The following is a 25,933-nucleotide window of genomic DNA, read 5'->3' on the forward strand; positions in this document are numbered from 1 at the left end:
GTCAGAGTCCGTCATGCCGCGTTCCAAGAAGCCCGCCCCCCAGCCGGAGGCCTCACGCCCCCGTTCACGGCTGATCCGCGGAGACGCGCCCAAGGTGGCAAAGCCGGTCACCAAGGTGGCAAAGCCCATGGGCCGCCGGTCGTTGTGCCCGATCAACATGGTGCTTGAGGCGGTCGGCGACAGCTGGTCGATGCTGATCATTCGCGACCTCATGTTGCGCGGCCACACCAGCTACCAGGCTTTCCTGCGCTCTGAGGAAAAGATCGCCACCAACATCCTGGCCGATCGCCTGGCGAAGCTGGAACAGAACGGCCTGATCACCAAGTCCGCCGATCCGGCCGATGCGCGCAAGTTCATCTACCGCCTGACGCACAAGGGCGCCGACCTGGCACCGCTTCTGGTCGAAATGACGCTCTACAGCCTGAAGCACGAAACGCGGATCGACATGCCCAAGGAGGTCGTCGCCGAGATGCAGAAGAACAAGCAGGCCTTTGCATCGAAGCTGACGCGCAACTTCACGCCCAAGACCCGTCGGGCCGTCAAGGTCGAGGTCGATCCCGCCGAGGAAACGCTCAGCCTGTTCTAAGAGACGGAGGCTTGTAGCTTCTCGAAGCGGCCATAGGCCTGATCAGACAACTTGACGCGCAGGTGGACCTTGCCGTCCTCGTCCTCAAACCGATCCAGGACGCGGCCCTGGCTGTACAGAAACGCCAGCAATTCGCCTTGCTGCGGCTCCAGTACGACGTCCATCTCTTCGCCGGCGGCGTCGACCAGTTGCGCGACCTTAGCCAGCAGCGCGTGGATGCCCTCACCCGTCACAGCCGAGACCGGCAGCGGCTTGTTGCCGGCGCGGTCGGTTACGGCACGCGCCAGAAAAACCTCTTTGGAGTCAGCGTCCAACAGGTCGATCTTATTCCAGACCTCGACCATCTTCGACCGGTCGAGTTCCGGCAGGATGTGGCCCAGGACCTGTTCGACATCGGTCTTCTGGGCTTCGGTTTCCGGATTGGACACATCGCGGACGTGCAGGATCAAGTCGGCCTCGATGACCTCTTCCAGCGTGGCGCGAAAGGCGGCGACCAGTTCGTGCGGCAAGTCCGAGATGAAACCGACCGTATCGGAGATGATGGCCGAGCGGCCATTGGGAAGCTTCAGCGTCCGCAGGGTGGTGTCGAGCGTGGCGAACAAAAGGTCCTTGGCGAAGACTTCGGCGCGCGTCAGATGATTGAACAGGGTCGACTTGCCGGCATTGGTGTACCCGACCAGGGCGACGATCGGATACGGCACCTTCTTGCGCGCAGAGCGGTGCAGGCCGCGCGTCCGGCGCACCTCTTCAAGTTCTGCCTTAAGCAGCTTGATCTTGTCGGCGATCATCCGCCGGTCGAGTTCGATCTGGGTTTCACCTGGGCCGCCGGTGGTACCGGTGGCGCGCTGGCGTTCCAGGTGGGTCCAGGTCCGCACCAGGCGCGAGCGTTCGTATTCGAGGCGCGCCAGCTCGACCTGCAGCTTGCCTTCGCGGGTGCGGGCGCGCCGACCGAAGATTTCGAGGATCAGACCGGTTCGGTCTATGACCTTGACGCCCAGGGCCTTTTCGAGATTACGCTGCTGGATGGGCGTAAGCGCACCATTGACGACACAAAGCGTCGCCTCAGCCTCTTCGCATAAGGCCTTGATTTCATCGACCTTACCCTGACCGAACAAGGTAGCCGGATTCACTTTTCGTACCCGCGCCGTCATTTCGCCGACGATCTCGAGGTCGAGCGCAAGGGCCAGGCCTGTCGCTTCCTCCAGACGCGACTCTTCAAACCGGCGCGGGGCGGCGCGCTCAGCCGAAGCATGCGTTACGATGTCCGGGTCAACGACGATGGCACGCTCCGTTTCCGGAGCGTGTTCATGAAAGCGGTCAGTCAATGACAAAGTCCCCTTTGAACAGGGACCTTAGTCATCAGACTCGTCTTCCTGTTCGTACAGTTGCACGGGCGCGGCCGGCATGATGGTCGAAATCGCGTGCTTATACACCAGCTGGCTTTGGCCATCGCGGCGCAGCAACACGCAGAAATTGTCGAACCAGCTGACGATGCCTTGCAGCTTCACGCCGTTGATCAGAAAAATGGTGAGTGGCGTTTTGGTTTTGCGGACACTGTTGAGAAACGTGTCTTGCAGGTTTTGTTTTTTGTCGTGGGACATTGATGGCCCTTCTCGTTTGCTAAAGATCGGGAGCAGGATACTCCCACACAGAACACAGTTGCGCGCCCATACTCATTCCGGGAACGCGCGTAACGATATTAGGCGTATGTGATCCCATTTTTCAACCGCACTGCGGTAAATTTATTTTACACTCCGGCGGTGCGCCGGGCCTTGTCTATGTACGAATCGCGCAAGGACAGGGCGACCGGCCCGGGCGTACCGCTGCCGATGACCTGACCGTCGATGGCAATGATCGGCAGGACAAGGCTTGTGGCGGCGGTGACAAAGACTTCGCGCGCGGCCTTGGCTTCATCCAGGGAGAAGGCGTCCTCGCGGATTTCGAGGCCGGAGTCCGCGATAACCGACAGCAGGTTGAGGCGAGTGACGCCGGCCAGGATGTTGGCCTTCAGTGTGCGAGTGCGAATGACGCCGTCGTCGCCGACCATGTAGACATTGGTCGAGCCGCCTTCGCTGACCAGGCCGTCGCGGTCGACGAAGATGACCTCGGCCGCCCCCTGCTCTTTCGCGGCCTGCTTGGCCAGTACGTTGGGCAGGAGGCCCACGGTCTTGATGTCGCAGCGCCCCCAGCGAATGTCGGGCGCGCTGATCGCCTTGACGCCGGCTTCGGCCTTGCGAGCGGCAGCTTCGCGGTCGACGGGCTTGGCGGTGATGACGACGGCCGGCTTGACGCCCTTTGGGAAGACGTGGTCGCGCGGCGCGACACCCCGGCTGACCTGAAGATAGAGCATGCCTTCGACGATATGATTGCGCCGCACGACCTCTTCCAGCACGACCAGCAGGCTCTGGCGCGGCATGGGCATGTTTATGCTCAATTCGCGCAACGACCGCTCGAGGCGATTCATATGGCCGTCGAGATCGGCGAGGCGTCCGCCAAAGACCGACCAGACCTCGTAGACCGCGTCGGCGAACTGATAGCCCCGGTCTTCGATCGAAACGACGGCTTCGGAGGCGCGAACATAGGCGCCGTTGACATAGGCAATACGGGGCATGGTGAGTCCTTTGAAATCAAGGCCTCAATGACATTCCTGCCCCATAATGGCAATCCCTGTGAGACGTGAGCATGAGGCCTTAACCCCACGTGACGTCAACGATCCGGTCGTAGGGCCTTCGGCCCTACTCTTCGTCTTCGGCGCGAATGTGGGCCAGACCCAGCGACTTCAGCTTACGGTGCAGGGCCGAGCGCTCCATGCCGATGAAGTTGGCGGTGCGCGAGATATTGCCGCCGAAACGGACAATCTGCGACGACAGGTATTCGCGTTCGAAGACCTCGCGGGCGTCGCGCAACGGCAGGGCGATGATGCGCTCGGGGCGGATGGCGCCGGCGACGGCCGATTCCACCACCTCGGACGGCAGCATGTGCGCGGTGATCGGTTCCGTAGGTGAACCCGAGGCCAGGATCAGCAGGCGTTCGATATTGTTGCGCAGCTGACGGACATTGCCCGGCCATTCGTGGACCTGGAGCGTCGCCATGGCGTCTTCGGACAGGATGCGGCGCGGTAACCCTTGCGCGGCGCTGATGCGCTCAATGAAGTAGTTGACCAGTTCGGCGATATCGCCACGCCGCTCCGACAGGCCAGGGACGCGCACCGGCACGACGTTCAGGCGGTGGAACAGATCTTCGCGGAAACGGCCGGCGGTGATTTCCGAGGCCAAGTCCTTGGAGGTAGAGGAGATGACGCGGACATCGACCTGAACGTCCTGGACGCCGCCGACACGCACAAAGCGCTGCTCGACCAGGACGCGCAGGATGCGGCTCTGGCTTTCCGGCGGCATGTCGGCCACCTCGTCAAGGAAGAGGGTGCCGCCATGGGCGCGCTCGAAGACGCCGATCTTGCGCGGCTTGCCGCCCTCGCCTTCCTCGCCGAACAGCTCGACATCGAGGCGTTCCGGCGTCATGCCGGCGGCCGAAATGGGCACGAACTCGCACTTGGCGCGTGGGCTGGCGTCATGGATCATCCGCGCGACCAGTTCCTTGCCGGAACCGGCGGGGCCGGAAATCATGATGCGCGAGTTGGCCGAAGCGACTTTCGAAATGGTCGAACGCAGCAGTTGGGCCGCCGCGGAATTGCCGATCAGGCCGTCGGGCACCACCGCCTGGTTGCGCAGGCGGCGGTTTTCCTTGCGCAGGCTGGTCAGTTCAAGCGCACGCTGAACAACCATGATCAAGCGCTCGGTCTTGAAGGGTTTTTCGATAAAATCGAATGCGCCGCGCTTGATGGCGGTGACAGCGGTCTCGATCGTGCCGTGGCCTGAGATCATGATACACGGGATGTCCGGATCCAGTTCATGGATGACACCGAGCAGTTCCAGGCCGTCGAGACCCCCGCCCTGCATCCAGATATCGAGCACGCACAGCGACGGCTTGCGCGCCTTGATGGCCCTGAGCGCCGCATTGGAGTCGGCGGCGGTGCGTACCGCATAGCCCTCGTCCTCAAGGATGCCCGCGACCAGTTCGCGGATATCGGCTTCATCGTCAACGACCAGAATGTCAACGCCAGACGACAGTTTCATCATACCCTCATGAGTTTGGCGCTGCTCGCGCCGTCTTGGGTGTCAACCGGAGGGGCTCCGGCCTGTAGACGCGGCAGGCGCAAGGTGGCGCGCGCACCGCTCAAATGTTCGGCGTCCGACAGGAAAAAGTCGCCGCCATGGTCTTCCAGAATACGCTTCACGATCGCCAGGCCGAGCCCGGTGCCTTTTTCACGCGTGGTGACGTAGGGCTCGGTTAGGCGGTCGCGATCCTTCTCGGGCAGGCCGATCCCGTCATCCTCGACCATGACGGTCACGAAATCAGGCGTCGCGGTCATTTCGACACGCAGGTGGCCGGCCGGGCCTTCCAGATTGCCGATCTCCTCGACGCCGTTGTCACGCAGCAGACGCGACGAGACGGCTTCACAGGCGTTCTTGAGGACATTGCCCAGCGCCTGGCTCAGCAGACGGCCGTCGCAGATCACGTGCAGTTCCGGCAAAGGCTCGATGATATCGATGGCGATGTCGGCGCGGGCGACGCGTTGGGCAAAGACGGCGGCACGAAGCAGTTCCGGCGCATCCTCTTCCGAGAAGTTCGGCGCCGGCATGCGGGCAAAGGACGAGAATTCGTCGACCATGCGGCCGATATCGCCGACCTGTCTCACAATGGTATCGGTCAGGCGCTCAAAGGTTTCGCCGTCGGTGGCAATCTGGGCGCGGTACTTCTTGCGAAGACGTTCGGCGGACAACTGGATCGGCGTCAGCGGGTTCTTGATCTCGTGCGCGATGCGGCGGGCGACATCTCGCCAGGCAGCATTGCGCTGGGCCGAGATCAGGCGGGTGATGTCGTCAAATGTCAAAACCGAGCCACCGGTCTCGAGGCCCGACACGCGAACGCGGACACGGCGGGTCTCGCCCTTGCGGACCAGGTCAACCTCCTGCTCCTCGACGCGATGGACCGACACCTTGTCCAGAAGCTCAGTGATTTCAGGCGCTAGGTCGCGAATGCTCACACCTATGGCATCGTCTGAAACGACCCCCAAGAAGCTTGCTGCATGGCGGTTGATCGCCGAAATGTGCTCGAAAGCGTCGATACCGACGATACCGGCGCTGATTTCCGACAACACGGTCTCGATAAAGGTACTGCGCGCTTCGGCCTCCTCGCGTGCCGTGCTCAGCGCCAGTTGCTGGCTCTGCAGGTCGGACGTCATGCGGTTGAAGGCGCGCGACAGCACAGCGATGTCTTCCGACTGCTTATGGGTCATGACGCGCGCGTTGAGATCCCCTGAGGCCACCTTGTCGGCTGCTTGCACAAGCCGGGCCACAGGCGTGGCGATGCTCTCCGCCGCCGAGGTTCCGCCCCATATAGCGCCGACCAGCACCAGCAGAACGGCCTCGAGATAGGCCATGGCGAAGACGCCCTGGACCTGAATCTTGTTCGTCGACGAGTCGCGATAGGCGATGATGGCCTGATCGGCCTGGGTCATGCGCTCGAACAGTCCGGCCGGCAGCGGTTTGATGCCGTACAGAAACGCGCCGTTCTGACCGTTATAGCCTTCGAGCGGATAGAGAAAGCGCATGGCGTCGCCGGCGGGAATCCACGCCTTTGGGCCATCATTGGTGACTTCATCGAACGCGGCCTGGGGCGGCGCCAGATAGGCGGCGGTGCCGTCCTCCTCGGCACGAACCAGCACCTGCCCGGTCTTGTCGATGATATAGACGGCGCTCAGTTCGGCGCGGGCGTCCAGCGTGCCTTTCAGCGCGATCGCATAGGCCAAGCGGTCGGAAAACATGCTGCGCGCCACTTCGCCGGACAGCGCCGAATGGATATATTCCATGGCCTCGCCGCCCGTGCGCGTATTGTCCTGCAACACGATCTTGGCGATTTGCGCGCCGTTTTCGACCGATCCGCGCACGCGGTCCGAAAACCAGGTATCGAGACCGCGATTGATGAACAGGAAGGCCGAGGCCACGACGATGGCCGGCAGGACCGCCGCCATGGAGAACAGGAAGACGTAGCGCAGGTGCAGGCGCGCGCCCGCATCGGCGCCCCGGCTGCGGGCGATATTGATGACGCGCCGGACGACGAAATAGAGCAGCCCTAGTAGCAGCGCCAGGTTGAGGCAAACAAGGATCAGCAGATACTGGCTGGTCTGCGCGATGGGCGCCGTCCCCGGCGTGGCGATGATCAGCCAGATGATGAAGGCCGTTGTCAGTAGCGATGCGCCATAGCCAGCCGCCAGCAGCAGCCGCTGCGTGCCCGTCGAATGGACGTTCCGCAGACTGCGCCAGAGAACTTGCCAGGAGTGCTTTCGGGCCGGGGTAGTCAAGAGTGGCTGCAACCTAATTCACAGTGCGTGGCATTTGCGCACTACTGTGTCTGAATATCAACAGGAATGTTGCGAGAATGTGTCAAATTCAGACAGCAGCGGTCCATCAGGCGGAAATCAGGGCCCGGACTGCGCACACGATTGCGTGTGGCTCGTCAAGCCGGCAGATGCGGCCCTTGTCCTCGCGGCGCACCGCCGGATTGGGATGATAATCGGCGCCTTCGATATAGCTGCCGAGATGCTTTTTGAACATTTTCAGCCCCAGTGAGGAACCGTAGAAGCTAAGACTGGCCTCCATATGCTCACACAGGATATCAGCCCACGCGGTCAACGATACGGAATCCATGGGAGAATTGTCGTTGAGCGCGCGGTCGAGGTCACGGGCAAGCCAAGGCCGGCCATAGATGCCGCGACCGATCATGATGCCGTCGGCGCCGGACTGGATCAGGGCGGTTCGGGCGCTGTCGATGTCGACGATATCGCCATTGACGATGACCGGGATGTTCACCGCCGACTTGACGTGTGCCACGGCGCGCCAGTCGGCCTGGCCCTTGTAGAATTGCTGACGCGTACGGCCATGCACCGTCACGGCGGCGACGCCCAGGTCTTCCGCCCGCCTTGCCAGTTCGGCCGCGTTGTGCGGCGCGTCCCAACCCAGGCGCATCTTGACCGTCACCGGCCGTGAGGTCGCCGACAGCGCCGCCGTCATGATGCGTTCGGCCTGGTCGAGATCGCGCATCAGGGCCGAGCCGCACAGGACACCCGTGACCTCCTTGGCGGGGCAGCCGAAGTTGAGATCGACGATGTGGGCGCCCGACTGTTCGGCCAGCGCCGCGCCGCGCGCGATATGGACCGGATCGCGGCCGATCAGTTGCACGATCTTCAGGCCGTCGTGATCGCCCAGCTGCGCCTTGCGCACCACGTCAGGACGGCCGTTCTCCAGTTCCGCGCAGGCGACCATCTCGGTCGCGGCATAGGGTGCGCCCAGCTTGTGCGCCATACGGCGAAACGGCAGGTCGGACACGCCGGTCATGGGCGCGATCAGCACCCTGCCCGCCACCTCGACATCGCCTATTTTCAAACCCTTGGCACTCATCGCGCCTCCATACACAAAACCGCCATGAAACACCATGGATCATTGACCCGTGCTGCAAGCGCTCCTAAACCGCCGTCAGGAGGATCTTATGCCCGACGTCAAGCTTGCCGAAACCGACGAAGACATCCGCCGCTGCTTTTCTGTCATGCGCCAGCTTAGGCCGCACCTGACAAGCGCCGACGAACTGCTGGAGCGCGCGCGCCGTCAGATGCAGGATGCCGGCTGGCGGCTGGCCTTTACGGAAAGCGACGGACAGGTCGCCGCCTGCGCCGGGTTTCGCGTCCACGAATGGCTGGTTTCGGGCCGCGTCCTTTATGTCGATGATCTGGTTACCGACGATGCCTTACGTTCCGGCGGCCACGGCAAGGCCCTGCTCGACTGGCTGAAAGACCTGGCCCGCAGCGAAAACTGCGCGCAGTTGCGCCTCGACAGCGGCACCCATCGCCGCCAGGCGCACAAGTTCTATTTCCGCGAAGGCCTGACCGTCCAGGCCTTCCATTTCGAGACCGACCTGTGACCTTTCACGCCATCATCGTCGCCGGCGGATCCGGCAGCCGCTCGGGCGGCAAGAAGCAGTGGATGGAACTGGCCGGCAAGCCTGTGCTCGATTGGTCGGTTGAAGCCTTTGCCAAGGCGGGCGCCGGGCACATCGTGGTGGTGGTCCCGGCCGAGGACATTGACTCCGCCCGCGCCCGCTACAGCACCATGGCCAGAATCGCCACCGGTGGTGCCGATCGTGCGGGCAGCGTCGGCAATGGCCTCGACGCGTTGATGACCATGGCCGACCTCAATGACGTGGTGATGATCCACGACGCGGCGCGTCCATTGTTAAATCCACACCATATCAAAGCCTTGTCCGATAAACTTAAGATATCACGCGCGGCGATTCTGGCCCTGCCGATGACAGATTCGCTCAAAAAGGGCGAGGACGGTCTCATTACCGATGCCCCCTCGCGCGAGGGTCTGTGGCGCGCCCAGACCCCGCAGGCGTTTCGCTTAGGCGACATTGCCGAAGCCTATTCGACCTGGGACGGCGGCATCGCCACCGACGAAGCCATGGTGGCGGCCGCGGCCGGCATCGAGGTTGCCCTGGTCGAAGGCGATCCGCACCTGCACAAGCTGACCTACCCTTCTGATTTCGCCCTCCTCGAAGCCTTCATTCAACAGGACAAACCCGTCATGCAAGTCAGGATCGGCCAGGGTTTCGATGCCCATCGCTGGGGCGACGGCCAGAGTGTCTGGCTGTGCGGCGTCGAAATCCCGCACGACAAGACGCTGATCGGCCACAGCGACGCCGACGCCGGCCTGCACGCCCTCACCGACGCCATCCTTGGGGCCGTGGGGCTGGGCGATATCGGCGACCATTTCCCCCCGACCGATCCGCAATGGAAGGGCGCGCCCTCCGACCTGTTCCTGAAGCACGCTGTTGATCTGATCACCGCCAGGGGGGGTGAGATCGTCAATGTCGACGTCACCCTGATCTGCGAGCGCCCCAAGGTGAAGCCGCACCGAGAAGCCATGCGCGCCCGCCTGGCGGAGATCCTTGGCATCGCCGTCGATCGCGTCAGCGTCAAGGCAACCACCACCGAAAAGATGGGCTTTACCGGCCGCGAGGAAGGGCTGGCGGCCCAGGCGGTCTGCGCCATTGCCTTTCCGGCCTGACGCCGTAAACCCATGGAATTGCTAGGGTTTATTGCGAAGCATTCTCACTATTCCGAGGCTTGAAAAGGGTTATTCGCCCGAATATATGCTGAACCGTAAAGCATTCCCCGAAACACAACAGATGAGAGGTCTGTCATGGCATTCGAACTTCCCCCCTTGCCCTACGCTGCCGATGCCCTTGAGCCGCACATGTCGGCCAATACCTTCAGCTTTCACCATGCCAAGCACCACAAGGCCTATGTCGACAACCTGAACAAGCTGATCGCCGGCACCGAGTTCGAAGGCAAGTCGCTGGTCGAGGTCGTCCAGGCGTCGGAAGGCAAGAACCCGGGCGTATTCAACAATGCCGCTCAGGTGTGGAACCACACCTTCTTCTGGAGCTCGATGAAGCCCAATGGCGGTGGTCAGCCGACCGGCGAGATCGCCGACCGCATCAACAGCGATTTTGGGTCGTTCGACGCCTTTGCCGAAGCCTTCAAGACGGCCGGCGCCACACAGTTCGGTTCGGGCTGGGCGTGGCTGGTCCTGGGATCGGACGGTAAGCTGAAGGTCACCAAGACGCCGAACGCCGAAACGCCTTTCACCAAGGGCGACAAGCCGATCCTGACCTGCGACGTCTGGGAGCACGCCTACTATCTCGATTATCAGAACCTGCGCCCCAAGTTCCTGGAAGTCTTCCTGGCCAGCCTGGTCAACTGGGACTTCGCCAACCAGAACCTGGCCGCCCCGCTGCATCCGGGCGTCTAATCCATATTGCAATTCTGCGCGAAGGGCGGTCCAATCGGGCCGCCTTTTGTTTTTGGGGGGAAGATGTCCACCATACTGGCTCAGGAACTTGTCGGGCTGCTCTCGGCGCAGGGCAAACGTATCACCACCGTCGAAAGCTGTACCGGTGGGCTGGTGGCGGGCGCGATCACAGCTATTTCCGGCTCTTCGGCCGTGTTTGACTACGGCTTCGTCACCTATTCAAACACCGCCAAGACGCGACTTGTCCACGTGCCTCAGACCCTGATCGAAACGCATGGTGCCGTCAGCCTGCAGGTCGCACGCGCCATGGCCGAAGGAGCTTTACGCGAGGCCGGCGCCGATATCGCGCTCAGCATCACGGGTATCGCCGGGCCTACCGGCGGATCAGCGGATAAGCCTGTCGGCATGGTCTGTTTTGGCCTAAGCCGCAGCGGCCGCAAGGGCGAGATCATCACGGAAGCAAAAGTAGAGCAGTTCGGCGCCATCGGCCGCGATGCTGTGCGCGAGAAGAGCGTCGAGCTGGCGCTGAGCTGGGCGCTCAAGGTTCTCAGTTGAGCGGCTGCCAAGTTTTCTGCCTCCCCAAATCCAATAGATTTGGGGAGGGGGACCGCACGAGTGAGCCATCGACAGATGGCGAATGAGATGTGGTGGTGAGGTTTTGATTCAGACCGGTAAATTAAAGCATTTTAGACATCTGCAGTATGCCCCTCCACCATTCGCTGCGCTCATGGTCCCCCTCCCCAAATCTATTGGATTTGGGGAGGCAGAAAACCGGCGTAGCCGAAAGATTGTCCCGTTTGCAGAAACGCCTACGCCGTCTTCGGAAAGAGCGTTTCCGCGCGGCCTTCAAAACAGGCCATCAGCTTGGACACGGCCTTGTCGAAATTGGCCTTGAGGAATCCGGTCAGGAACGGGTTCTTGAATTCAAAATCCATCTGCAGGGACGCGCGGCAACCCTTGCCTGCCTCTTCAAATTTCCACTCGCAATTCAACCGCTTGAAGGGCCCTTTTAACAGGGTGATCGAGATGGTGCGGTTGTTGGCGTCGCGCGTCACGCGTGTCGAAAAGCGTTCGGACAGGAACTTGAATCCCACACCCGCCTCGGCATCAAAGCGCGTTACGCCCTCGGACAGGCCTGTGCGATTGCTCACCCGCATCGAGGTGATCCACGGAATATAGTCCGGGTACTTCTCGACGTCGGCGACCATCTCGAACAGCTTGTCGGCGGCGAACGGCAGGACCCGATCGAAACTGACCTTGGTCATTATTTGGCCTTCGCAGCGCGAGCAGCCCGCAGACGTTCGAAATCCTCACCGGCGTGGTGCGATGACCGCGTCAAGGGCGACGACGACACCATCAGGAAGCCTTTGGCGCGGGCGATCGCTTCGTAGGCCTTGAACTCGTCCGGCGTCACAAAGCGGTCGATGGCGGCGTGCTTGCGCGTCGGCTGGAGGTACTGGCCGATGGTGATGAAATCGATGCCGGCCGAACGCATGTCGTCCATGACCTGCATGACCTCTTCGCGCGTTTCGCCAAGGCCGACCATGATGCCCGACTTGGTGAACTGCTGAGGATCGCGCTCCTTGACGCGCTCCAGCAGACGCAGGCTGTGGTAATAGCGCGCGCCGGGGCGGATCTTAAGATAGTTGCGCGGCACGGTTTCCAGGTTGTGGTTGAACACGTCCGGCTTGGCATCGATGACGATTTCCGCCGCACCGTCCTTGCGCAGGAAATCGGGCGTGAGAATTTCAATGGTGGTCTTCGGCGACTGGGCGCGGATCTGGCGCACCACTTCGGCGAAGTGCCAGGCGCCGCCATCGGCCAGGTCGTCGCGGTCGACCGAGGTAATGACGACGTGCGACAACTTCATCAGCGCGACGGTTTCGCCGACGCGGCGCGGCTCGTCGGTGTCGAGCGGCTGGGGCAAACCGGTCTTGACGTTGCAGAAGGCGCAGGCGCGTGTGCAGGTATCGCCCATGATCATGATGGTCGCATGGTTCTTTGACCAGCACTCACCGATGTTCGGACAGGCCGCCTCTTCGCATACCGTCACCAGCTTGGCGTCGCGGACGATCTTCTGTGTTTCATTATAGCCGGGCGATCCAGGGGCGCGCACGCGCAGCCATTCGGGTTTCTTCTGGATCGGCGAATCGGGACGGTTCTGCTTTTCGGGGTGACGCAGCTCACGCGGAGTGGCATCGACGCGATTAATAAGGGTGACCATGGCTCAACTGCTTGTGCGGGCACACGTCTGCCCCACACCTAATTGGGCGTATTGCCTGAATTTATCAAGTCAAATCCGCTGTTGCGCGACGACATGACACGTGAAGAAACATCACCGGAGTGTCACGCGCCGGTCATAGCCGATCACGGGAATCTGAGTTATAGATAACGCATGTCCCCTTCTCTTCGTCCCTGGCTTCACCTCGCCGCGCTGGGCCTTGCCCTGGCCGTTGGCGCATGCTCGAAGCCGGGCGCCGGCGAGAAGCAGCCGGGACAGGCCTTCCTCGACAGCCAGATCCCGCCCGGCCTGTCGCCGCAATACTTTCCGCCGCAAGGCTTTGTCTGGGGCGGCTACCGCAACGGCTCCCTACCTGAGGCGCGCTACGGCGTGGCCTCGCCGCCCGTCAATCCACGCGCCCAGGTCCTGATCCTGGCCGACGCCGACTATCCGGCGGAAACCTATTTCGAGCTGGCCAACCAGTTGCTCGATGAAGGCTACGGCGTCTGGCTGTTCGAAGTGCCGGGCCAGGGCGGCGCGGGCCAGTATTCCGGCCAGAAACAGGCGGTCTTCACGCGAAGCTATCGCGACGGACAGATGGCGGTCATCGGCTTTATCCGCGACATCATCCACCCGACGCCCGAAAAGCCCCTGTTCATCGTCGGCACCGGTTACAGCGCGCTCAATGCCCTGTCATTATCGACCACTGCCAAGGACAAGACCTTGGCCGGCTTCGTCGCCTACGCGCCTTATCTTGGCCAGGACATCCAGCCAGGCGCCGAATGGCACTCAACCGACGTTACGACTGGCTACTGGGACGGCATCGCCCACGCCTGGCGCGCCTCTAATCCAGACCTGCGTTTACGGGTCAAGAGCGAGCCCTGGCGCACGCAGACTCACAAGGCCTGGTCCGATCTCAACAGCCTGCACCTGCCGGTCATCTCCCTGACGGCGCCAGCGGCTCCGGTGGTCGTCATCGCGCCGAAGGACGCCCCGCAAAGCCAGTCGGGGACGCTCACCGCCCTGTGCGCCCGGCTGTCCCAATGCCGCGTCGCAACGACCAGCGGCCCCGACACGCTTGGCGAAGACGTCGCGAGCTTTATCCGCGGCGTGCGCCCGGCTGTAAAATAGTTGCCGGCTAACCGCGACTTAAGCATTCCGTGCGATGGTCTCACCGATAGATCGCTACCGGAGACGCCATCTTGTCCGTCCTTAGCCGCCTCAAGGCGGACACCGCCGGCAATACAGCCATGATTTTCGCCCTGTGCCTGCCGGTCCTGCTGGCGCTGGTCGGCGGCGCCATCGACTTCAGCCGGGCCACGCAACTGCGCATGGAGCTTCAGGACGCCGCCGATACGGCTGCCCTGGGCGCGATCGCCGTCAACTCCCTTGGCTATAAGGCCGGCAGCAACATGGCCGGCAACGGGACGATTTCCGACGGCGTCGATCAGGCCCTGTCGATCCTCAAGACCAATATAGGCACGCACACCGACCTGTCGGCCATCTCCCCGGCCGCGACCGTCACCAAGACCGGACACACCCTGACCGCCAAGGTCACCGTCACCGCCAACTACAAACCCTACCTTCTGGGCCTTGTCGGCTTCAGCAATATCCCGCTGAACGCGATGTCGGTGTCGACGGCTGGTCTGCCGCCCTACATCAACTTCTACCTGCTGCTCGACAACACCCCGTCCATGGGCGTCGGCGCCACCACGGCGGACATCAACAAGATGGTCGCCAACACGCCGGACAAGTGCGCCTTCGCCTGCCATCAGATGGACAAGGCCGGCAATGACTACTACGCCAAGGCCAAGACGCTGGGCGTGACCACCCGCATCGATGTGGTGCGCCAGGCAACGCAGAACCTGATGACGACCGCCAAGGCGAGCCAGACCACGCCCGGGCAGTACGGCATGGCCATCTACCATTTCGGCATGGCGGCCGACGCCATCGACGAGAAAAAGCCCGAACCCTACCTTATCAGCGACCTGACGACTAATCTCGATGCGTCCGCGGCCAATGCGGCGGCGATCGATCTGATGACGATCCCGTACCAGAACTACAATTCCGACCGGCAGACCAATTTCAAATCGATGCTGCAAGGGATGAACAAGATCATTCCGTCGTCCGGTGACGGCACCAGCGCCAACAAGCCCCAGCAGGTTCTGTTCCTGGTGTCGGACGGCGCCAATGACGGCTACGACTGCGCCTATTCCAACGGCGGAACCTGCCGGCGCATTTCGCCGATCGATCCTCAGCAGTGCCATACCATCAAGGCGCGCGGCGTCCGCATCGCGGTGCTTTACACCACCTACCTGCCCCTGCCGACCAACGCCTTCTACAACCAGCATCTCGCCAAGTACCAGTCGCAGCTGGCCACGGAAATGGAAGCCTGCGCTTCACCCGGCCTGTTTTTCGAGGTGAGCCCCAGCCAAGGCATATCCGACGCCATGTCGGCACTGTTCACCCGCGTTGTTTCGGTCGTGCGCATCAAGAACTAATTTCCACATGGACGCGCAATAAATGAACGTCGTTCAAAAAAGTTGCGTGTGAGTGGATTCAGGCCTTTACCCCCTCATCGGATCAGCTATTATGACCGAATGTTACGACCCATCCCGCTGACGGAGGGTCGTTTATCCGGGCGGATACGATCGCGGGCGATGGCTCCCGGCGGCCGCCCCCTGAGGGGAGTGCCTGCGCATGAAGCGCGAGCTGGACGCCAGGGCGTTTGAAACGCCGCTTTTCGAAGCGCTGGTCGAAGCAAGACAACGGTATGGCGGAACCAAGGTCATCATCGAGGACCAGGACCGCAAACCGCTGGACTATAACATGTTCATCGCGGGCAGCTTCGCCCTGTCGCGGCTCCTAAAACGCCACATCGGCGCTGAACAACGCGTCGGCCTGATGCTGCCGACCTCGATGGGCGGCGCCCTGTCCTTCTGGGCGCTGCACGCGCTCGGCCGCGCGCCCGTCATGATTAACTTCACCGCCGGCCAGGCCAACATCAAGGCTGCTGCGCAGGTTTCTCAAATAAAAACAGTAATTACAGCGCGACGCTTCATCGAGAATGCCAAGCTGGAAGAGTTGGTCGAGGCGATGCGTGGTTATGTGCGCATCATCTATCTCGACGATATCCGCAAGGAAATCACCCTGACCGACAAGGTCTACGCCTTCGCGGCATCCAAGCTGCCGCGCCTGTTCGCCAAGAAGACCACGCCTGACGATATCGGCGTCATCCTGTTCACCTCGGGCAGCTTCGGCAGCCCGCGCGGCGTCGTACTCAGCCAGCGCAACCTTGTCGCAAATGTACGCCAGATTCAGGCGCATATCGCGTTGAAACCGGAATGGGTCGCCTTCAACCCCATGCCGATCTTCCATTCGCTGGGCCTGACCGGCGGCGTTATCCTGCCGCTCCTGGCCGGCTTGCGCAGCTTCCAGTATCCGTCGCCGCTGCACGTCAAGCAGATCCCCCCGCTTTTGCGCGAATCGAAGGCATCGCTGCTCTTCGCTACCGACACCTTTATCAACCAGTACGCTCGCCAGGCCGAGCCCGACGACTTCAAGTCGCTGGAGTTCGTGGTCTGCGGCGCCGAGAAGGTGCGCAACGAAACGCACGAGCTGTTCAAGACGCAGTTTGGCGGCGTGCCGATCCTTGAAGGCTATGGTGTGACCGAATGCTCGCCTGTGGTGGCCGTCAACTATCCCGACGACAACCATTACGGCACGGTCGGGCCGGTCCTGCCCGGCATCGAAACGCGCCTTGACGCCGTCGAAGGCATCAAGGAGGGCGGTCGCCTTTTTGTCAAAGGTCCCAATGTGATGGCCGGATATATTAATCCGGAAAATCCGAATGTGATCGAAGCCCCGAAAGACGGCTGGCACGATACCGGCGACATCGTTACCTTCGATGACTCAGGTTTCATCAAGATTCTCGGCCGCGCCAAGCGTTTCGCCAAGATCGCCGGTGAAATGGTGTCGCTGACCGCCGTCGAACGCCTGGCCGAAGAGGTCTGGCCCGACAATCGCCACGCCGTCGTCGCCGTGTCCGATGACAAGAAGGGTGAGCGCCTGGTGCTGATCACCGATAATACCGAGGCCGACATGTCACGCCTGACCAACTGGGCCAAGGAAAACGGCACGCCCGCCCTGGCCATTCCGAAGAAGATCCTGAAGGTCGAAGCCGTGCCTGTCCTCGGCTCGGGCAAGACCGACTATGTCGCGCTTCAGAAACTGGCCGAGGTCGAAGTACAGGCGGCATAGCCGTGCGGCAATCACGCATATTGACAGCTTAGGCGCGGCACCGTAAGCGCGGAACATGGGCGCAATGACGTACAGGGCAGTGAAGGCGGAGGTCCGTTTCTGGGCCTGCTTCGCTGTGGTCCTGGCCCTGCTCTGCCCCTTCCTGTTCCCGGTCCAAGCGTCGGCGCAAGCCATGTCCGGCTTCATGCTGTGCGTGGAACAGGCCGATGCCCCGGCCGTCGCCGACACGGTGGCCGCGCAAAAGATCGCCGACACCACCAAGAGCAAGGGCTATCAGGGCCTGAAGTGCGCTGACTGCGTGCTGGCCTCGCTGACCGCGATCGCCACGCCGTCACCGCAAATCGTCCCGGTCGTCTACGCCACCGAGTATGTGCGCATGAGGCCGGCGGCCAACGCCACCACCGTCCGCGCCCGTGCGCCGCCGCGCCCGCACTCCTGCGGTCCTCCGTCCGAAATCTGAAGCTCTTCACCCGCGCATGGATTGATCCGGCGCGCCTGACTGCTTTTAATTTCGGATATCTCATGTCTAAACTGTCTGCCCGCGTCTTCGTTGGCGCCCTGCTCGTTACAGCCTCCATCCTGCCGTTCATTCCTTTTGCCGCCGAGGCCGAAGAGATCGAGGACTCCAGCACCGTCATCGTCACGGCGCGCCCTGACCCGCTCGATCCGCCGGCCGTCAAGGCGACCCGGGCGCGGCTGTCGCGCACACCCGGCGCCGTTTCGGTTGTCGCGCGTGAGAATTTCGATAACTCTTATGCGCTGGGCCTGTTCGATACGCTGAAAGACGTTGCCGGCGTCTTCGCGCAGAAGAAGTCCGGCGAAGATGGCCGCTTTTCCATCCGCGGCTCCGGCATCGGCAATTCCGCGCACAATCGTGGCTCGTGGCTTGCCATCGATGGCGTACCGGTCAATCAGGCCGACGGGTCCGGTGACTTCCAGGAAATGGATCCGCTCAGTGTCCGTTATGTCGAAGTTTACAAGGGTGGCAACGCGCTGCGTTTCGGCGGTGCGCAGTTGGGGGGCGCGGTCAACTATGTCACCCCTTCCGGCCACAATGCCGGTTATCGCACCCAGGTTCGCGTCGAAGGCGGATCGTTCGGCACGCTTCGCGGACACGCCGCTTACGCGGATGTCATTGGCGACTACGACCTCTACCTGTCGACGACGGCAACCCAGGCCGACGGCTGGCGCGACAACACAGCCCAGGAGGCCCGCCGGATCACCGCCAATATCGGCCGCAGCTTCGGCGTAGGGCGCAGCATCCGCCTCATCGTCCAGGCCAACGACATCGAACAGGGCATCGCCGGTGGCCTGACGCTCAACGAGGCGCTGACGACGCCGACGATCACAACCGCGCCCAATTACCCGACTCTGCGCTACGGCCGCAATGTCAAGTCGCTGCGCGCCACCAGTCAGGCCGACTGGAAGATCAATGAAAACCTTACCTTGCAGGCGGGCGTTTATGCGGCGTGGAAGGAACTGGTCCACCCCATCTCGATCTATATCGACTATACCCATCAGAACTACGGCGCCTTTGCCCGCCTTGACGGCAAGGGCACATTCGCCGGCCGCCCCGCCGACATGTTCATCGGCGCCAACTATCGCGCCGGCCTGACCAACGCCAATGTCTACGTCAACGCCAACGGCCAGCCTGGCAACCTGACCGGCCAGACCCGCCAGAACGCAGACAGCATCGATGTATTTGGCGAAGGCCGTGTCTTCGTGACCGATAAACTGGCGGTTATTGCCGGCGGCTCATATGGCTGGACCGGCCGCGATTATACGAACCTGCTCAACGCCGTTAACAACACGTCAGCTAATTTCGACTGGTTCGCGCCGCGCATCGGCCTGCTGTGGCAGAACGAACAGGGTCATCAGTGGTTCGCCAATGTCACAGAGTCGGTCGAAGCGCCGACCTATGGCGCCCTCGTCCAGACGCCGATCCCGCAGTTCACCACGGTTGACCTGCAAAAGGCAACGACACTGGAAACCGGCATTCGTGGCCGCAACGCCAAGCTCGCCTGGGACGTCGCCGTCTATCACTCGGCCATCCGCGACGAGATGCTGAACTTCATCGTGTCCCCCGATATCCCGGCCGCGACCTTCAACGCCGAAAAAACCGTCCACCAGGGCCTGGAAGCCGCGCTCGACTGGTCGTTCGCACAAGCTGGGCCGTGGAGTTTCAACCTTCGCCAGACCTACAGCTGGTCGGACTTCCGCTTTGACGGCGACAAGACCTATGGCGATGGCCGCCTGCCTGTCGTTCCCGAACACTATTACCGCGCCAGCCTGACAGCGGCTGCGGGCGGCTGGCGCGTCACGCCGGCGGTCGAATGGACGCCGTCCGACGTCTGGGTGGACTATACCAACACCGCCAAGACGCCGGGCTTCACCGTCTGGAACCTCAGCCTTTCCAAGCGCTTTGGCGACAGTGTTGAAGTCTTTGCTGATGCGCGAAATCTCGCCGACACGCGTTATGTGTCGAACGTCAACGCTCTGACCAATTTCGCGTCGGTCGCTGCGTCTTCGCGCAAGGTATTCACGCCGGGCGAAGGCCGCGCCCTGTTCGTCGGCATCCGTTTGACGGGGAGATAAGATGACCGAGCCCGGCATTAAGCTTTCTGGGGAGGCCGCCAAGCGGCTTATCATCGACTATCGCATGATCTGGCGCTGGCACTTCTATGCCGGGCTCGTCTGCATTCCGTTCATCGTCCTGCTGGCTGTCACCGGCACCTGCTACCTGTTCAAACCGCAGATCGAAGCGGCTCTGGATGCCCGCTACAACAACCTGCCGTTCGAAGGCGCCCCGCGTCCAGTCAGCGAACAGATATTCAACGCCATGCATGCGCTGCATGGCGCCGAACTCAAGCAGGTCGAGCTGCGAAAAAATCCGCACGACGCCCTGCGCGTCGTCATGAACGATGGCGGCGAGTTGTGGCGCGTCTATATCCACCCGCAGACGCTGGATGTCCTGAAAGTCCAGGCCGAAGACCAGCGCTTCATGGCCATCATCAAGACCATCCATGGCGAACTGACACTTGGTCGTTTCGGTGAAATCATCGTCGAACTGGCGGCATGCTGGGCCATCGTCATGATCGTCACAGGGCTTTATCTATGGTGGCCGCGCAATGCGCAAGGGCCGGCCGGCGTGCTCTTTCCGCGCCTCAGGATAGGCAAGCGTGTCTTCTGGCGCGACATGCACGCCGTCACCGGTATCTGGATCTCGTTTTTTGCGCTGTTCCTGCTGCTCTCCGGCCTGCCGTGGACCTCGGTCTGGGGCGGCGCTTTCCGCGCGGTCGTCGCCGCGACCAAGCCCGCCACCGCCAAGGCCGAATGGGCCGCCGGCCGCGCCGCTGAGACCAAGGCGTTGAAGGACGAGCACGCCCACCACGACCAAAGTGCCCAAAAAAGCGTGCTGATGAGCCACGATATGGGGGTCAACCTGACGGGCGTCGATGCCCTGGCGCCGCGCGTCCTGGCGATCGGCCTGCCCGCGCCCGTCCTGATCAAGCCGGTGAAAGACACGACCTGGCAGGCGACCTCGGCCACCCAGAACCTGACCGCGCGCTTCACCGTCACCTATGATGCCGCCACCGGCCACGAGATCAAGCGCGAGACCTTTGGCGACAAGGCGCTGGTCGATCGCGTCGTCGCCACCGGCATCTCCGCCCACGAAGGCCACCTGTTCGGCTGGCTCAACCAGCTACTGGGCCTGCTGACCGCCATCGGCCTCGTCACCCTGTGTATCAGCGCGGTGGTCATGTGGTGGCAACGCCGTCCGACCGATGTTCTGGGCGCCCCAGCGCTCCTGCCGGATGAGCGTCTGGGCATGGGGCTTGGTGCGCTCATAATGGCCCTCGGAATCTTCCTGCCGGTATTGGGTATAAGCCTGATCGTCGTGGCGCTGGCCGAGCGCCTCGTCCTGCGCAATATTCCAGCGGTCTGCGCCTGGCTGGGCCTGAAGCACAGCTTGCCACCCGCATAGCGTCGTCATACCCTTGCGCAGCGGGGTGACATGGCGGAATCACAAGATAAACGCGACATTGGGCCGGATCTGCTCCGGGCGCTTGCCATCCTGCTCGTCATGCTCTGGCACCTGCCCAAGGCCGGCCTGCCGCCGGTCATGCTCACGATCCGCGAATTCGGCTGGCTGGGCGTCGATATCTTCTTTGTCCTCAGCGGCTACCTGATCGGCACCGAACTGCTGAAGCAGGTTCGCGATGGCCGCAGCCCCGACTTGCCCACCTTTTACGTCAAGCGCGCCTTTCGCATCCTGCCGATGTTCTGGTTGATACTGGCGGCTTATGTCCTTCTGCCGCAATGGGGCGAAAACTCCAACCTGGCGCCGATCTGGCGTTACCTGACCTTTACGGTCAATTTCGGCCTCGACTACCGTCTGACAGGCGCGTTCACCCACGCCTGGTCGCTGTGCGTCGAAGAGCATTTCTACCTTCTCCTGCCCGTCACTATCCTGATGCTGAGGCGGTGGTCGTCGCCCCTTCCAGCGATCCTTCTGGCGACGGTGCTGCTTATCGGCGGCATGGTCCTGCGTCACCTGATCTGGCAGGACTGGTCAGCCAGTGGCGAAGGCGCCGCAGTCATGTTGCGTGACTATTATTATCCCACCTATACGCGCCTGGATGGCTTGCTGATGGGCGTGTGCCTAGCGGCTTTCCGGCTGTTCCGTCCGCAACTCTGGAAAAATATAAGTCCCTGGTTCACCCTACCTCTTGGCACCATCTGCATTGCCATCACCGGCTATATGACGCTGCGCGACGGCATCACGTTGTCGCCGGCGGGCGCGATCATCTTCTACCCATTGTTCGCGTTCGGCGTGGCGATGATCCTGGCCGGCCTCCTGAAACTTGAAGCACACCTCCAGCTCCTGCGCTGGACCGGCGCGGGCTTTATCGCCGCCATATCCTACAGCCTCTACCTGTCGCACAAACTGGTCATGCACGCCGACAAGGCCTTGCTGCCCAAAGGATGGGTAACCGACTGGTCAGGCGTCTTCATTTTCTACGGCACCAGCATCACCATGGCCGCCCTGCTCTATTTCATCGTCGAACGCACCTTCCTGAATCTGCGCCAGAAAGTTCTGCGTCAGGGCGCGACCTCGGCGAATGGAACCGCAAAGACCTGATCCGGCTCGCGGACGAAGTACAGCGTCTTGCCGTCCGGTGAAAAGACCGCCGCGACCTCATAGGCGCCGGTATTGACCTTGGGCCCGGCATTAACAGGCGTGCCCCAAGTCCCATCAGTTTGACGCCGTGACAGCCACAGGTCGCCGCGCCCCTGCCCGCCCGGACGGTCCGACACAAAAACCATCCACTGGCCGTCCGGCGAGACATAGGGGTCCCATTCGATGCCGGGCGAGCTCAGGTCCGCCAGTCTTTGCGGGCCGGCCTCAGGTCGGCGCATGTCGAAAACATAAAGGTCGGACTTCCCGGCCTGGTCCTTCAGATCGCCGCTGAAATAGATCAGGCCCGCAGGCTCGCCATTGGGAAACCAGATCCCCGCCGGATCGTCGAGCAGGAACAGAGGCTCCGGTTTCGACCAGTCGTCCCTTGTACGCATCGACTTGAACGCGCGGCCGCGATTAACGTCACCCGGTGCGCGGCTCGAGACAAAGATCACCGTCTTACCGTCCGGCGTCAGGAACGGTTCCCAGTTGCGGCCCTCGTTGGAAAACCCGGCGACGACCGGCGCGCTCCAGGTGCCAGAAATCCTGCGGCTCTCATAGATCTGGGGCGGGTTGCCGGCGGTGAACAGCAGCAAGTCGCCGCCCTTGGAATAGACCGGCGCGCGCGGCTTCAGGTCACCCAAGGCAATGCCATCAAAGGTGACGGGTTCGGCGGCAAACGCCGGTGCGGCCATAACGCACACGGCGGCGCAGGTCAGGATATGTCGGATCATCGCAAGCCCTCCTTGCGCTCAGAGAGCGGTGTGATTGCGGCCGAAACGCGGCGCAAGGTCGCTTGCGAAAGTTAATTAAAATACAGATTTCAGATCACAAGTGATGTTAACTTGCCAATCAAAAGCGATCATCCACTTGCAATGAAAAAGCCCAGCCGTTTGGCTGGGCTTTAAAAGGATAAGTCTCCGGGGCCGCAGGCCCCAGACCCCGATACTTTATTAGAGCGATATGCCAAAAAGTGTGCAGCGGTTTTTGGCTAAATATCGCGATAAAACAAAAACGTAGAGCATGATAGCGGTCCGATTTAAACGCATCATGCTCTAGAGGTTGATCATGCGACCGTCGGCGTCCAAGGACGCTTCGAGGATAGCTTCCGACATGGTCGGATGCGGGAAGACCGTACCCTGCAGGTCCTCTTCCGTCGCTTCCATGGTGATCGCCAGGCAGAAGCCCTGGATCATCTCGGTTACGTTGGAGCCAATCATGTGCGCGCCCAGAAGTGCACCCGTCTTCTTGTCGAAGATGACCTTTACGAAACCGCCCGATTCACCGGCAGCAATCGCCTTGCCATTGGCCTTGAACGGGAAACGGCCGATCTTCACGTCCAGCCCCTTCTCTTTCGCGCCCTGCTCGGTGATACCCACGCTGGCCACTTCCGGCGTCGCATAGGTGCAGCCCGGAATCGGCGGGTTCAGGTTTGACAGCTTCTTGCCGGCGATATAGTCGACGGCATGGATCGCTTCGTGCGAAGCCTTGTGCGCCAGCCACGGCGGTCCGGCGCAGTCGCCGATCGCATAGAGGCCCTTCACATTGGTCTTGCCGTGGCTGTCATTCTTGATGTGACCGCGGTCCAACTCAACACCCAGCTTGTCCAGGCCGAGGTTTTCGGTGTTGGCAACGATACCGACGGCGACAATGCAGCCCTCGGCCTCAAGCACTTCGGACTTGCCGCCGGCTTCGACCGACACCTTCACGCCCGAACCGGCCTTCTCAACCTTGGTTACCTTGGCGCCGACGCGGAACTTGATGCCGCGCTTCTCAAAAGCCTTGTGGGCCTCGGCCGATACTTCCTTGTCCTCGACCGGCAGGATGCGGTCGAGCGCTTCGACGACGACAACCTCGGCGCCCAGCGAACGATAGAAGCTGGCGAATTCGATGCCGATGGCGCCCGAACCAATGACGACCAGCGACTTCGGCATCTTCTTGGGCGACAGGGCGTTGCGGTAGGTCCAGATCACCTCGCCGTCCGACACAGCGCCGATCGCCGGGATTTCCCGCGCGCGGGCGCCGACGGCCAGCATGACGTTCTTGGCTTCGACAACCTGTTCGCCGCCGCTGTTCAGCTTCACCTTTACCTTGGGCGCGTCCTTGCCCGGCTCAAGTGTCGCAAAACCTTCGATGACGTCGATCTTGTTCTTCTTCATCAGATAGCCGACGCCGCCATTCAATTGCTTGGCGACGGCGCGCGACCGGGCAATGACCTTCTCAAAGTCGAAGCCCGGCTTTTCGCCGGTCAGGCCGTAATCAGCCAGGTGGTTAATCTTGTCGAAGACTTCCGCCGACTTCAGCAACGCCTTGGTGGGGATACAGCCCCAGTTCAGACAGATGCCGCCCAGCAGTTCGCGCTCGACGATAGCGACCTTCAGGCCGTTTTGGGAAGCGCGGATCGCGCCCTCATAACCGCCCGGGCCGGAACCGATAACTACGAGATCATAAGCCATGTTATCAGTCCCTTACGCCAACATTTTAATTGGATCTTCGATCAGCGGCTTGAAGGCGCTGATGAACTTGGCGCCGATCGAGCCGTCAACGACGCGGTGGTCGCAGGTCAGCGTAACCGACATGACCGTTGCGACAGCCAACTGGCCGTTCTTGACGACCGGACGCGGCTCACCGGCGCCGACCGACATGATGCAGCCCTGCGGCTCGTTCAGGATCGAGGTGAAGGTCTTGATGCCGAACATGCCCAGGTTGGACACCGAGAAGGTGCCGCCCTGGAACTCTTCCGGCTTCAGCTTGCGGTCGCGGGCCCGTTGCGCCAGGTCCTTCATCTCGGTCGAGATTTCGGCCAGGGTCTTCAGTTCCGCCTTGCGCACGATCGGGGTGATCAGGCCGCCGTCGATGGCCACGGCCACAGCGATGTCGGCGTTCTTGTGCATGGCGATGCCTTCCGGCGTATACGAAGCATTGGCTTCAGGTACAGCCTTAAGCGCCAGCGCTACTGCCTTGATAATCATGTCGTTTACCGAGACCTTCACGCCGCGCGACTCCAGCGCCGTGTTGATCTTGGTCCGCGCCGCCAGCAGGTTGTCGAGTTCGATGTCGACGGTCAGCGGGAAGTGCGGGATGTCGCGGAACGACTCGGTCATGCGGCGAGCAATGACCTTGCGCATGCCATCCAGCGGCACCAGGTCGTAGGAACCGGCGGGAATACCCATCTGTTCCAGCGACTGGACCTTACGCGGCTCGGCGGCCGGTGCGGCAGCGCCGCCTGCAGCCGAAGCCTTGCCGGCGCCAGACTGCTGGGCAGCCTCGATGTCGCGCTTGATGATCCGGCCATGCGGGCCCGAGCCCTTGATGGCGCTGAGGTTGATATTGCTAAGCGACGCCAGACGACGCGCCAACGGCGAAGCCGCGACGCGTGCACCCGACGATGCAGCGGCAGGCGCCGGAGCGGCAGCGGGAGCAGCCTTGGGCGCTTCGGCCTTAGGGGCCTCGGCAGCGGGCGCCGCAGCGGGCTTCGGCGCTTCAGCGGCCTTGGGTGCGGGTGAAGCCGCACCACCGGCCAAGCGGGCGATCGGCGTATTGACCTTCACGCCTTCGGTGCCGGCTTCGACCAGGATGGCCTCGACCTTGCCCTCGTCGACGGCCTCGACTTCCATCGTCGCCTTGTCGGTTTCGATTTCAGCGATCACCTGACCGGCGGTGATCTCGTCACCGACCTTCACGTGCCACTTGGCCAGAATGCCCTCTTCCATGGTCGGAGACAGGGCAGGCATCAAAATGTCAGTCATTTTAAAGTC

At 62.0% G+C, this 25,933-nt stretch carries 23 protein-coding genes; 12 read left to right on the forward strand and 11 right to left on the reverse strand.

All coding sequences use genetic code 11. The features are described 5' to 3' along the window. Positions 1-13 precede the first annotated feature (13 nt). Positions 14-586, forward strand: a complete 573-nt coding sequence (locus J2X24_RS04190) for a winged helix-turn-helix transcriptional regulator (RefSeq protein ID WP_209717069.1) — start codon at positions 14-16, stop codon at positions 584-586. Here J2X24_RS04190 and hflX read toward each other — a convergent pair. The 6 genes from hflX to dusB form a co-directional block, all read right to left on the reverse strand. Further along, complete coding sequence (gene hflX, locus J2X24_RS04195) at positions 583-1,911, reverse strand: GTPase HflX (RefSeq protein ID WP_209717072.1); 1,329 nt, start codon at positions 1,909-1,911, stop codon at positions 583-585. The two genes, J2X24_RS04190 and hflX, sit on opposite strands and share 4 nt — an antisense overlap. 27 nt (positions 1,912-1,938) lie before the next feature. Beyond that, the gene (hfq, locus tag J2X24_RS04200) at positions 1,939-2,187 is read right to left on the reverse strand and encodes an RNA chaperone Hfq (RefSeq protein WP_192620155.1); all 249 of its coding nucleotides are present in this window, start codon (positions 2,185-2,187) and stop codon (positions 1,939-1,941) included. A 146-nt stretch (positions 2,188-2,333) separates the two neighbouring features. Continuing rightward, on the reverse strand, positions 2,334-3,197 hold the full coding sequence (locus J2X24_RS04205; protein WP_209717075.1) for a D-amino-acid transaminase: 864 nt from the start codon (positions 3,195-3,197) through the stop codon (positions 2,334-2,336). 124 nt (positions 3,198-3,321) lie between these two features. Next, positions 3,322-4,719, reverse strand: a complete 1,398-nt coding sequence (gene ntrX / locus J2X24_RS04210; RefSeq protein ID WP_209717078.1) for a nitrogen assimilation response regulator NtrX — start codon at positions 4,717-4,719, stop codon at positions 3,322-3,324. After that, positions 4,719-7,007 (reverse strand): sensor histidine kinase, encoded by a 2,289-nt coding sequence (locus J2X24_RS04215; RefSeq protein WP_209717081.1) that lies wholly within the window; start codon positions 7,005-7,007, stop codon positions 4,719-4,721. Before J2X24_RS04215 ends, ntrX begins: the two co-directional genes overlap by 1 nt. A gap of 106 nt (positions 7,008-7,113) precedes the next feature. After that, on the reverse strand, positions 7,114-8,103 hold the full coding sequence (gene dusB / locus J2X24_RS04220) for a tRNA dihydrouridine synthase DusB (protein WP_209717084.1): 990 nt from the start codon (positions 8,101-8,103) through the stop codon (positions 7,114-7,116). 88 nt (positions 8,104-8,191) lie between these two features. Between dusB and J2X24_RS04225 the strand changes: the two genes are divergently transcribed. The 4 genes from J2X24_RS04225 (at position 8,192) to J2X24_RS04240 (ending at position 11,067) form a co-directional block, all read left to right on the forward strand. Next, positions 8,192-8,620: a GNAT family N-acetyltransferase gene (locus J2X24_RS04225; protein ID WP_209717087.1), complete on the forward strand. Its 429-nt coding sequence runs from the start codon at positions 8,192-8,194 to the stop codon at positions 8,618-8,620. Continuing rightward, on the forward strand, positions 8,617-9,765 hold the full coding sequence (locus tag J2X24_RS04230; RefSeq protein ID WP_209717089.1) for a bifunctional 2-C-methyl-D-erythritol 4-phosphate cytidylyltransferase/2-C-methyl-D-erythritol 2,4-cyclodiphosphate synthase: 1,149 nt from the start codon (positions 8,617-8,619) through the stop codon (positions 9,763-9,765). Before J2X24_RS04225 ends, J2X24_RS04230 begins: the two co-directional genes overlap by 4 nt. A 135-nt stretch (positions 9,766-9,900) precedes the next feature. Next, entirely contained in the window at positions 9,901-10,512 is a 612-nt protein-coding gene (locus J2X24_RS04235) for a superoxide dismutase (RefSeq protein ID WP_209717092.1), read from the forward strand. 63 nt (positions 10,513-10,575) lie between these two features. After that, the gene (locus J2X24_RS04240; RefSeq protein WP_209717095.1) at positions 10,576-11,067 is read left to right on the forward strand and encodes a CinA family protein; all 492 of its coding nucleotides are present in this window, start codon (positions 10,576-10,578) and stop codon (positions 11,065-11,067) included. A 254-nt stretch (positions 11,068-11,321) separates the two neighbouring features. Here the strand turns inward: J2X24_RS04240 and J2X24_RS04245 are convergent, their stop codons facing one another. Both J2X24_RS04245 and lipA read right to left on the reverse strand, forming a co-directional pair. Then, the gene (locus tag J2X24_RS04245) at positions 11,322-11,777 is read right to left on the reverse strand and encodes a type II toxin-antitoxin system RatA family toxin (protein WP_209717098.1); all 456 of its coding nucleotides are present in this window, start codon (positions 11,775-11,777) and stop codon (positions 11,322-11,324) included. Then, a complete protein-coding gene (gene lipA / locus J2X24_RS04250) occupies positions 11,777-12,736 on the reverse strand; it encodes a lipoyl synthase (RefSeq protein WP_209717101.1) in 960 nt (319 codons plus the stop codon). The genes J2X24_RS04245 and lipA overlap by 1 nt, the downstream gene beginning before the upstream one ends. A gap of 171 nt (positions 12,737-12,907) precedes the next feature. Between lipA and J2X24_RS04255 the strand changes: the two genes are divergently transcribed. From J2X24_RS04255 to J2X24_RS04285, 7 genes are all read left to right on the forward strand, one after another. After that, positions 12,908-13,864: a serine aminopeptidase domain-containing protein gene (locus J2X24_RS04255; protein WP_209717105.1), complete on the forward strand. Its 957-nt coding sequence runs from the start codon at positions 12,908-12,910 to the stop codon at positions 13,862-13,864. A 71-nt stretch (positions 13,865-13,935) separates the two neighbouring features. After that, positions 13,936-15,234, forward strand: coding sequence for a TadE/TadG family type IV pilus assembly protein (locus tag J2X24_RS04260; protein WP_245344439.1), 1,299 nt, complete (start codon positions 13,936-13,938; stop codon positions 15,232-15,234). 199 nt (positions 15,235-15,433) lie between these two features. Further along, positions 15,434-16,993, forward strand: coding sequence for an AMP-binding protein (locus J2X24_RS04265; protein WP_209717108.1), 1,560 nt, complete (start codon positions 15,434-15,436; stop codon positions 16,991-16,993). Positions 16,994-17,048: 55 nt separating this feature from the next. Next, positions 17,049-17,453, forward strand: coding sequence for a hypothetical protein (locus J2X24_RS04270; protein ID WP_209717111.1), 405 nt, complete (start codon positions 17,049-17,051; stop codon positions 17,451-17,453). 62 nt (positions 17,454-17,515) lie between these two features. Beyond that, on the forward strand, positions 17,516-19,588 hold the full coding sequence (locus J2X24_RS04275; RefSeq protein WP_209717114.1) for a TonB-dependent receptor family protein: 2,073 nt from the start codon (positions 17,516-17,518) through the stop codon (positions 19,586-19,588). A 1-nt stretch (position 19,589) separates the two neighbouring features. Beyond that, entirely contained in the window at positions 19,590-20,978 is a 1,389-nt protein-coding gene (locus J2X24_RS04280; RefSeq protein WP_209717117.1) for a PepSY-associated TM helix domain-containing protein, read from the forward strand. Between the two features lie 30 nt (positions 20,979-21,008). Continuing rightward, positions 21,009-22,136 carry an acyltransferase family protein gene (locus tag J2X24_RS04285; RefSeq protein ID WP_209717120.1) on the forward strand — a complete coding sequence of 376 codons (1,128 nt, stop codon included), beginning with the start codon at positions 21,009-21,011 and terminating at the stop codon, positions 22,134-22,136. On the opposite strand, the gene J2X24_RS04290 is transcribed toward J2X24_RS04285, so the two are convergent. The 3 genes from J2X24_RS04290 to J2X24_RS04300 form a co-directional block, all read right to left on the reverse strand. After that, complete coding sequence (locus tag J2X24_RS04290) at positions 22,097-22,909, reverse strand: TolB family protein (RefSeq protein ID WP_209717123.1); 813 nt, start codon at positions 22,907-22,909, stop codon at positions 22,097-22,099. The two genes, J2X24_RS04285 and J2X24_RS04290, sit on opposite strands and share 40 nt — an antisense overlap. Before the next feature lie 321 nt (positions 22,910-23,230). Continuing rightward, on the reverse strand, positions 23,231-24,631 hold the full coding sequence (lpdA, locus tag J2X24_RS04295; RefSeq protein ID WP_209717126.1) for a dihydrolipoyl dehydrogenase: 1,401 nt from the start codon (positions 24,629-24,631) through the stop codon (positions 23,231-23,233). A gap of 12 nt (positions 24,632-24,643) precedes the next feature. Beyond that, on the reverse strand, positions 24,644-25,924 hold the full coding sequence (locus J2X24_RS04300; protein ID WP_209717129.1) for a pyruvate dehydrogenase complex dihydrolipoamide acetyltransferase: 1,281 nt from the start codon (positions 25,922-25,924) through the stop codon (positions 24,644-24,646). Positions 25,925-25,933 lie beyond the last annotated feature (9 nt).

Origin of the sequence: Asticcacaulis solisilvae, from assembly GCF_017875235.1 — a bacterium.
GTDB lineage: Bacteria > Pseudomonadota > Alphaproteobacteria > Caulobacterales > Caulobacteraceae > Asticcacaulis > Asticcacaulis solisilvae_A.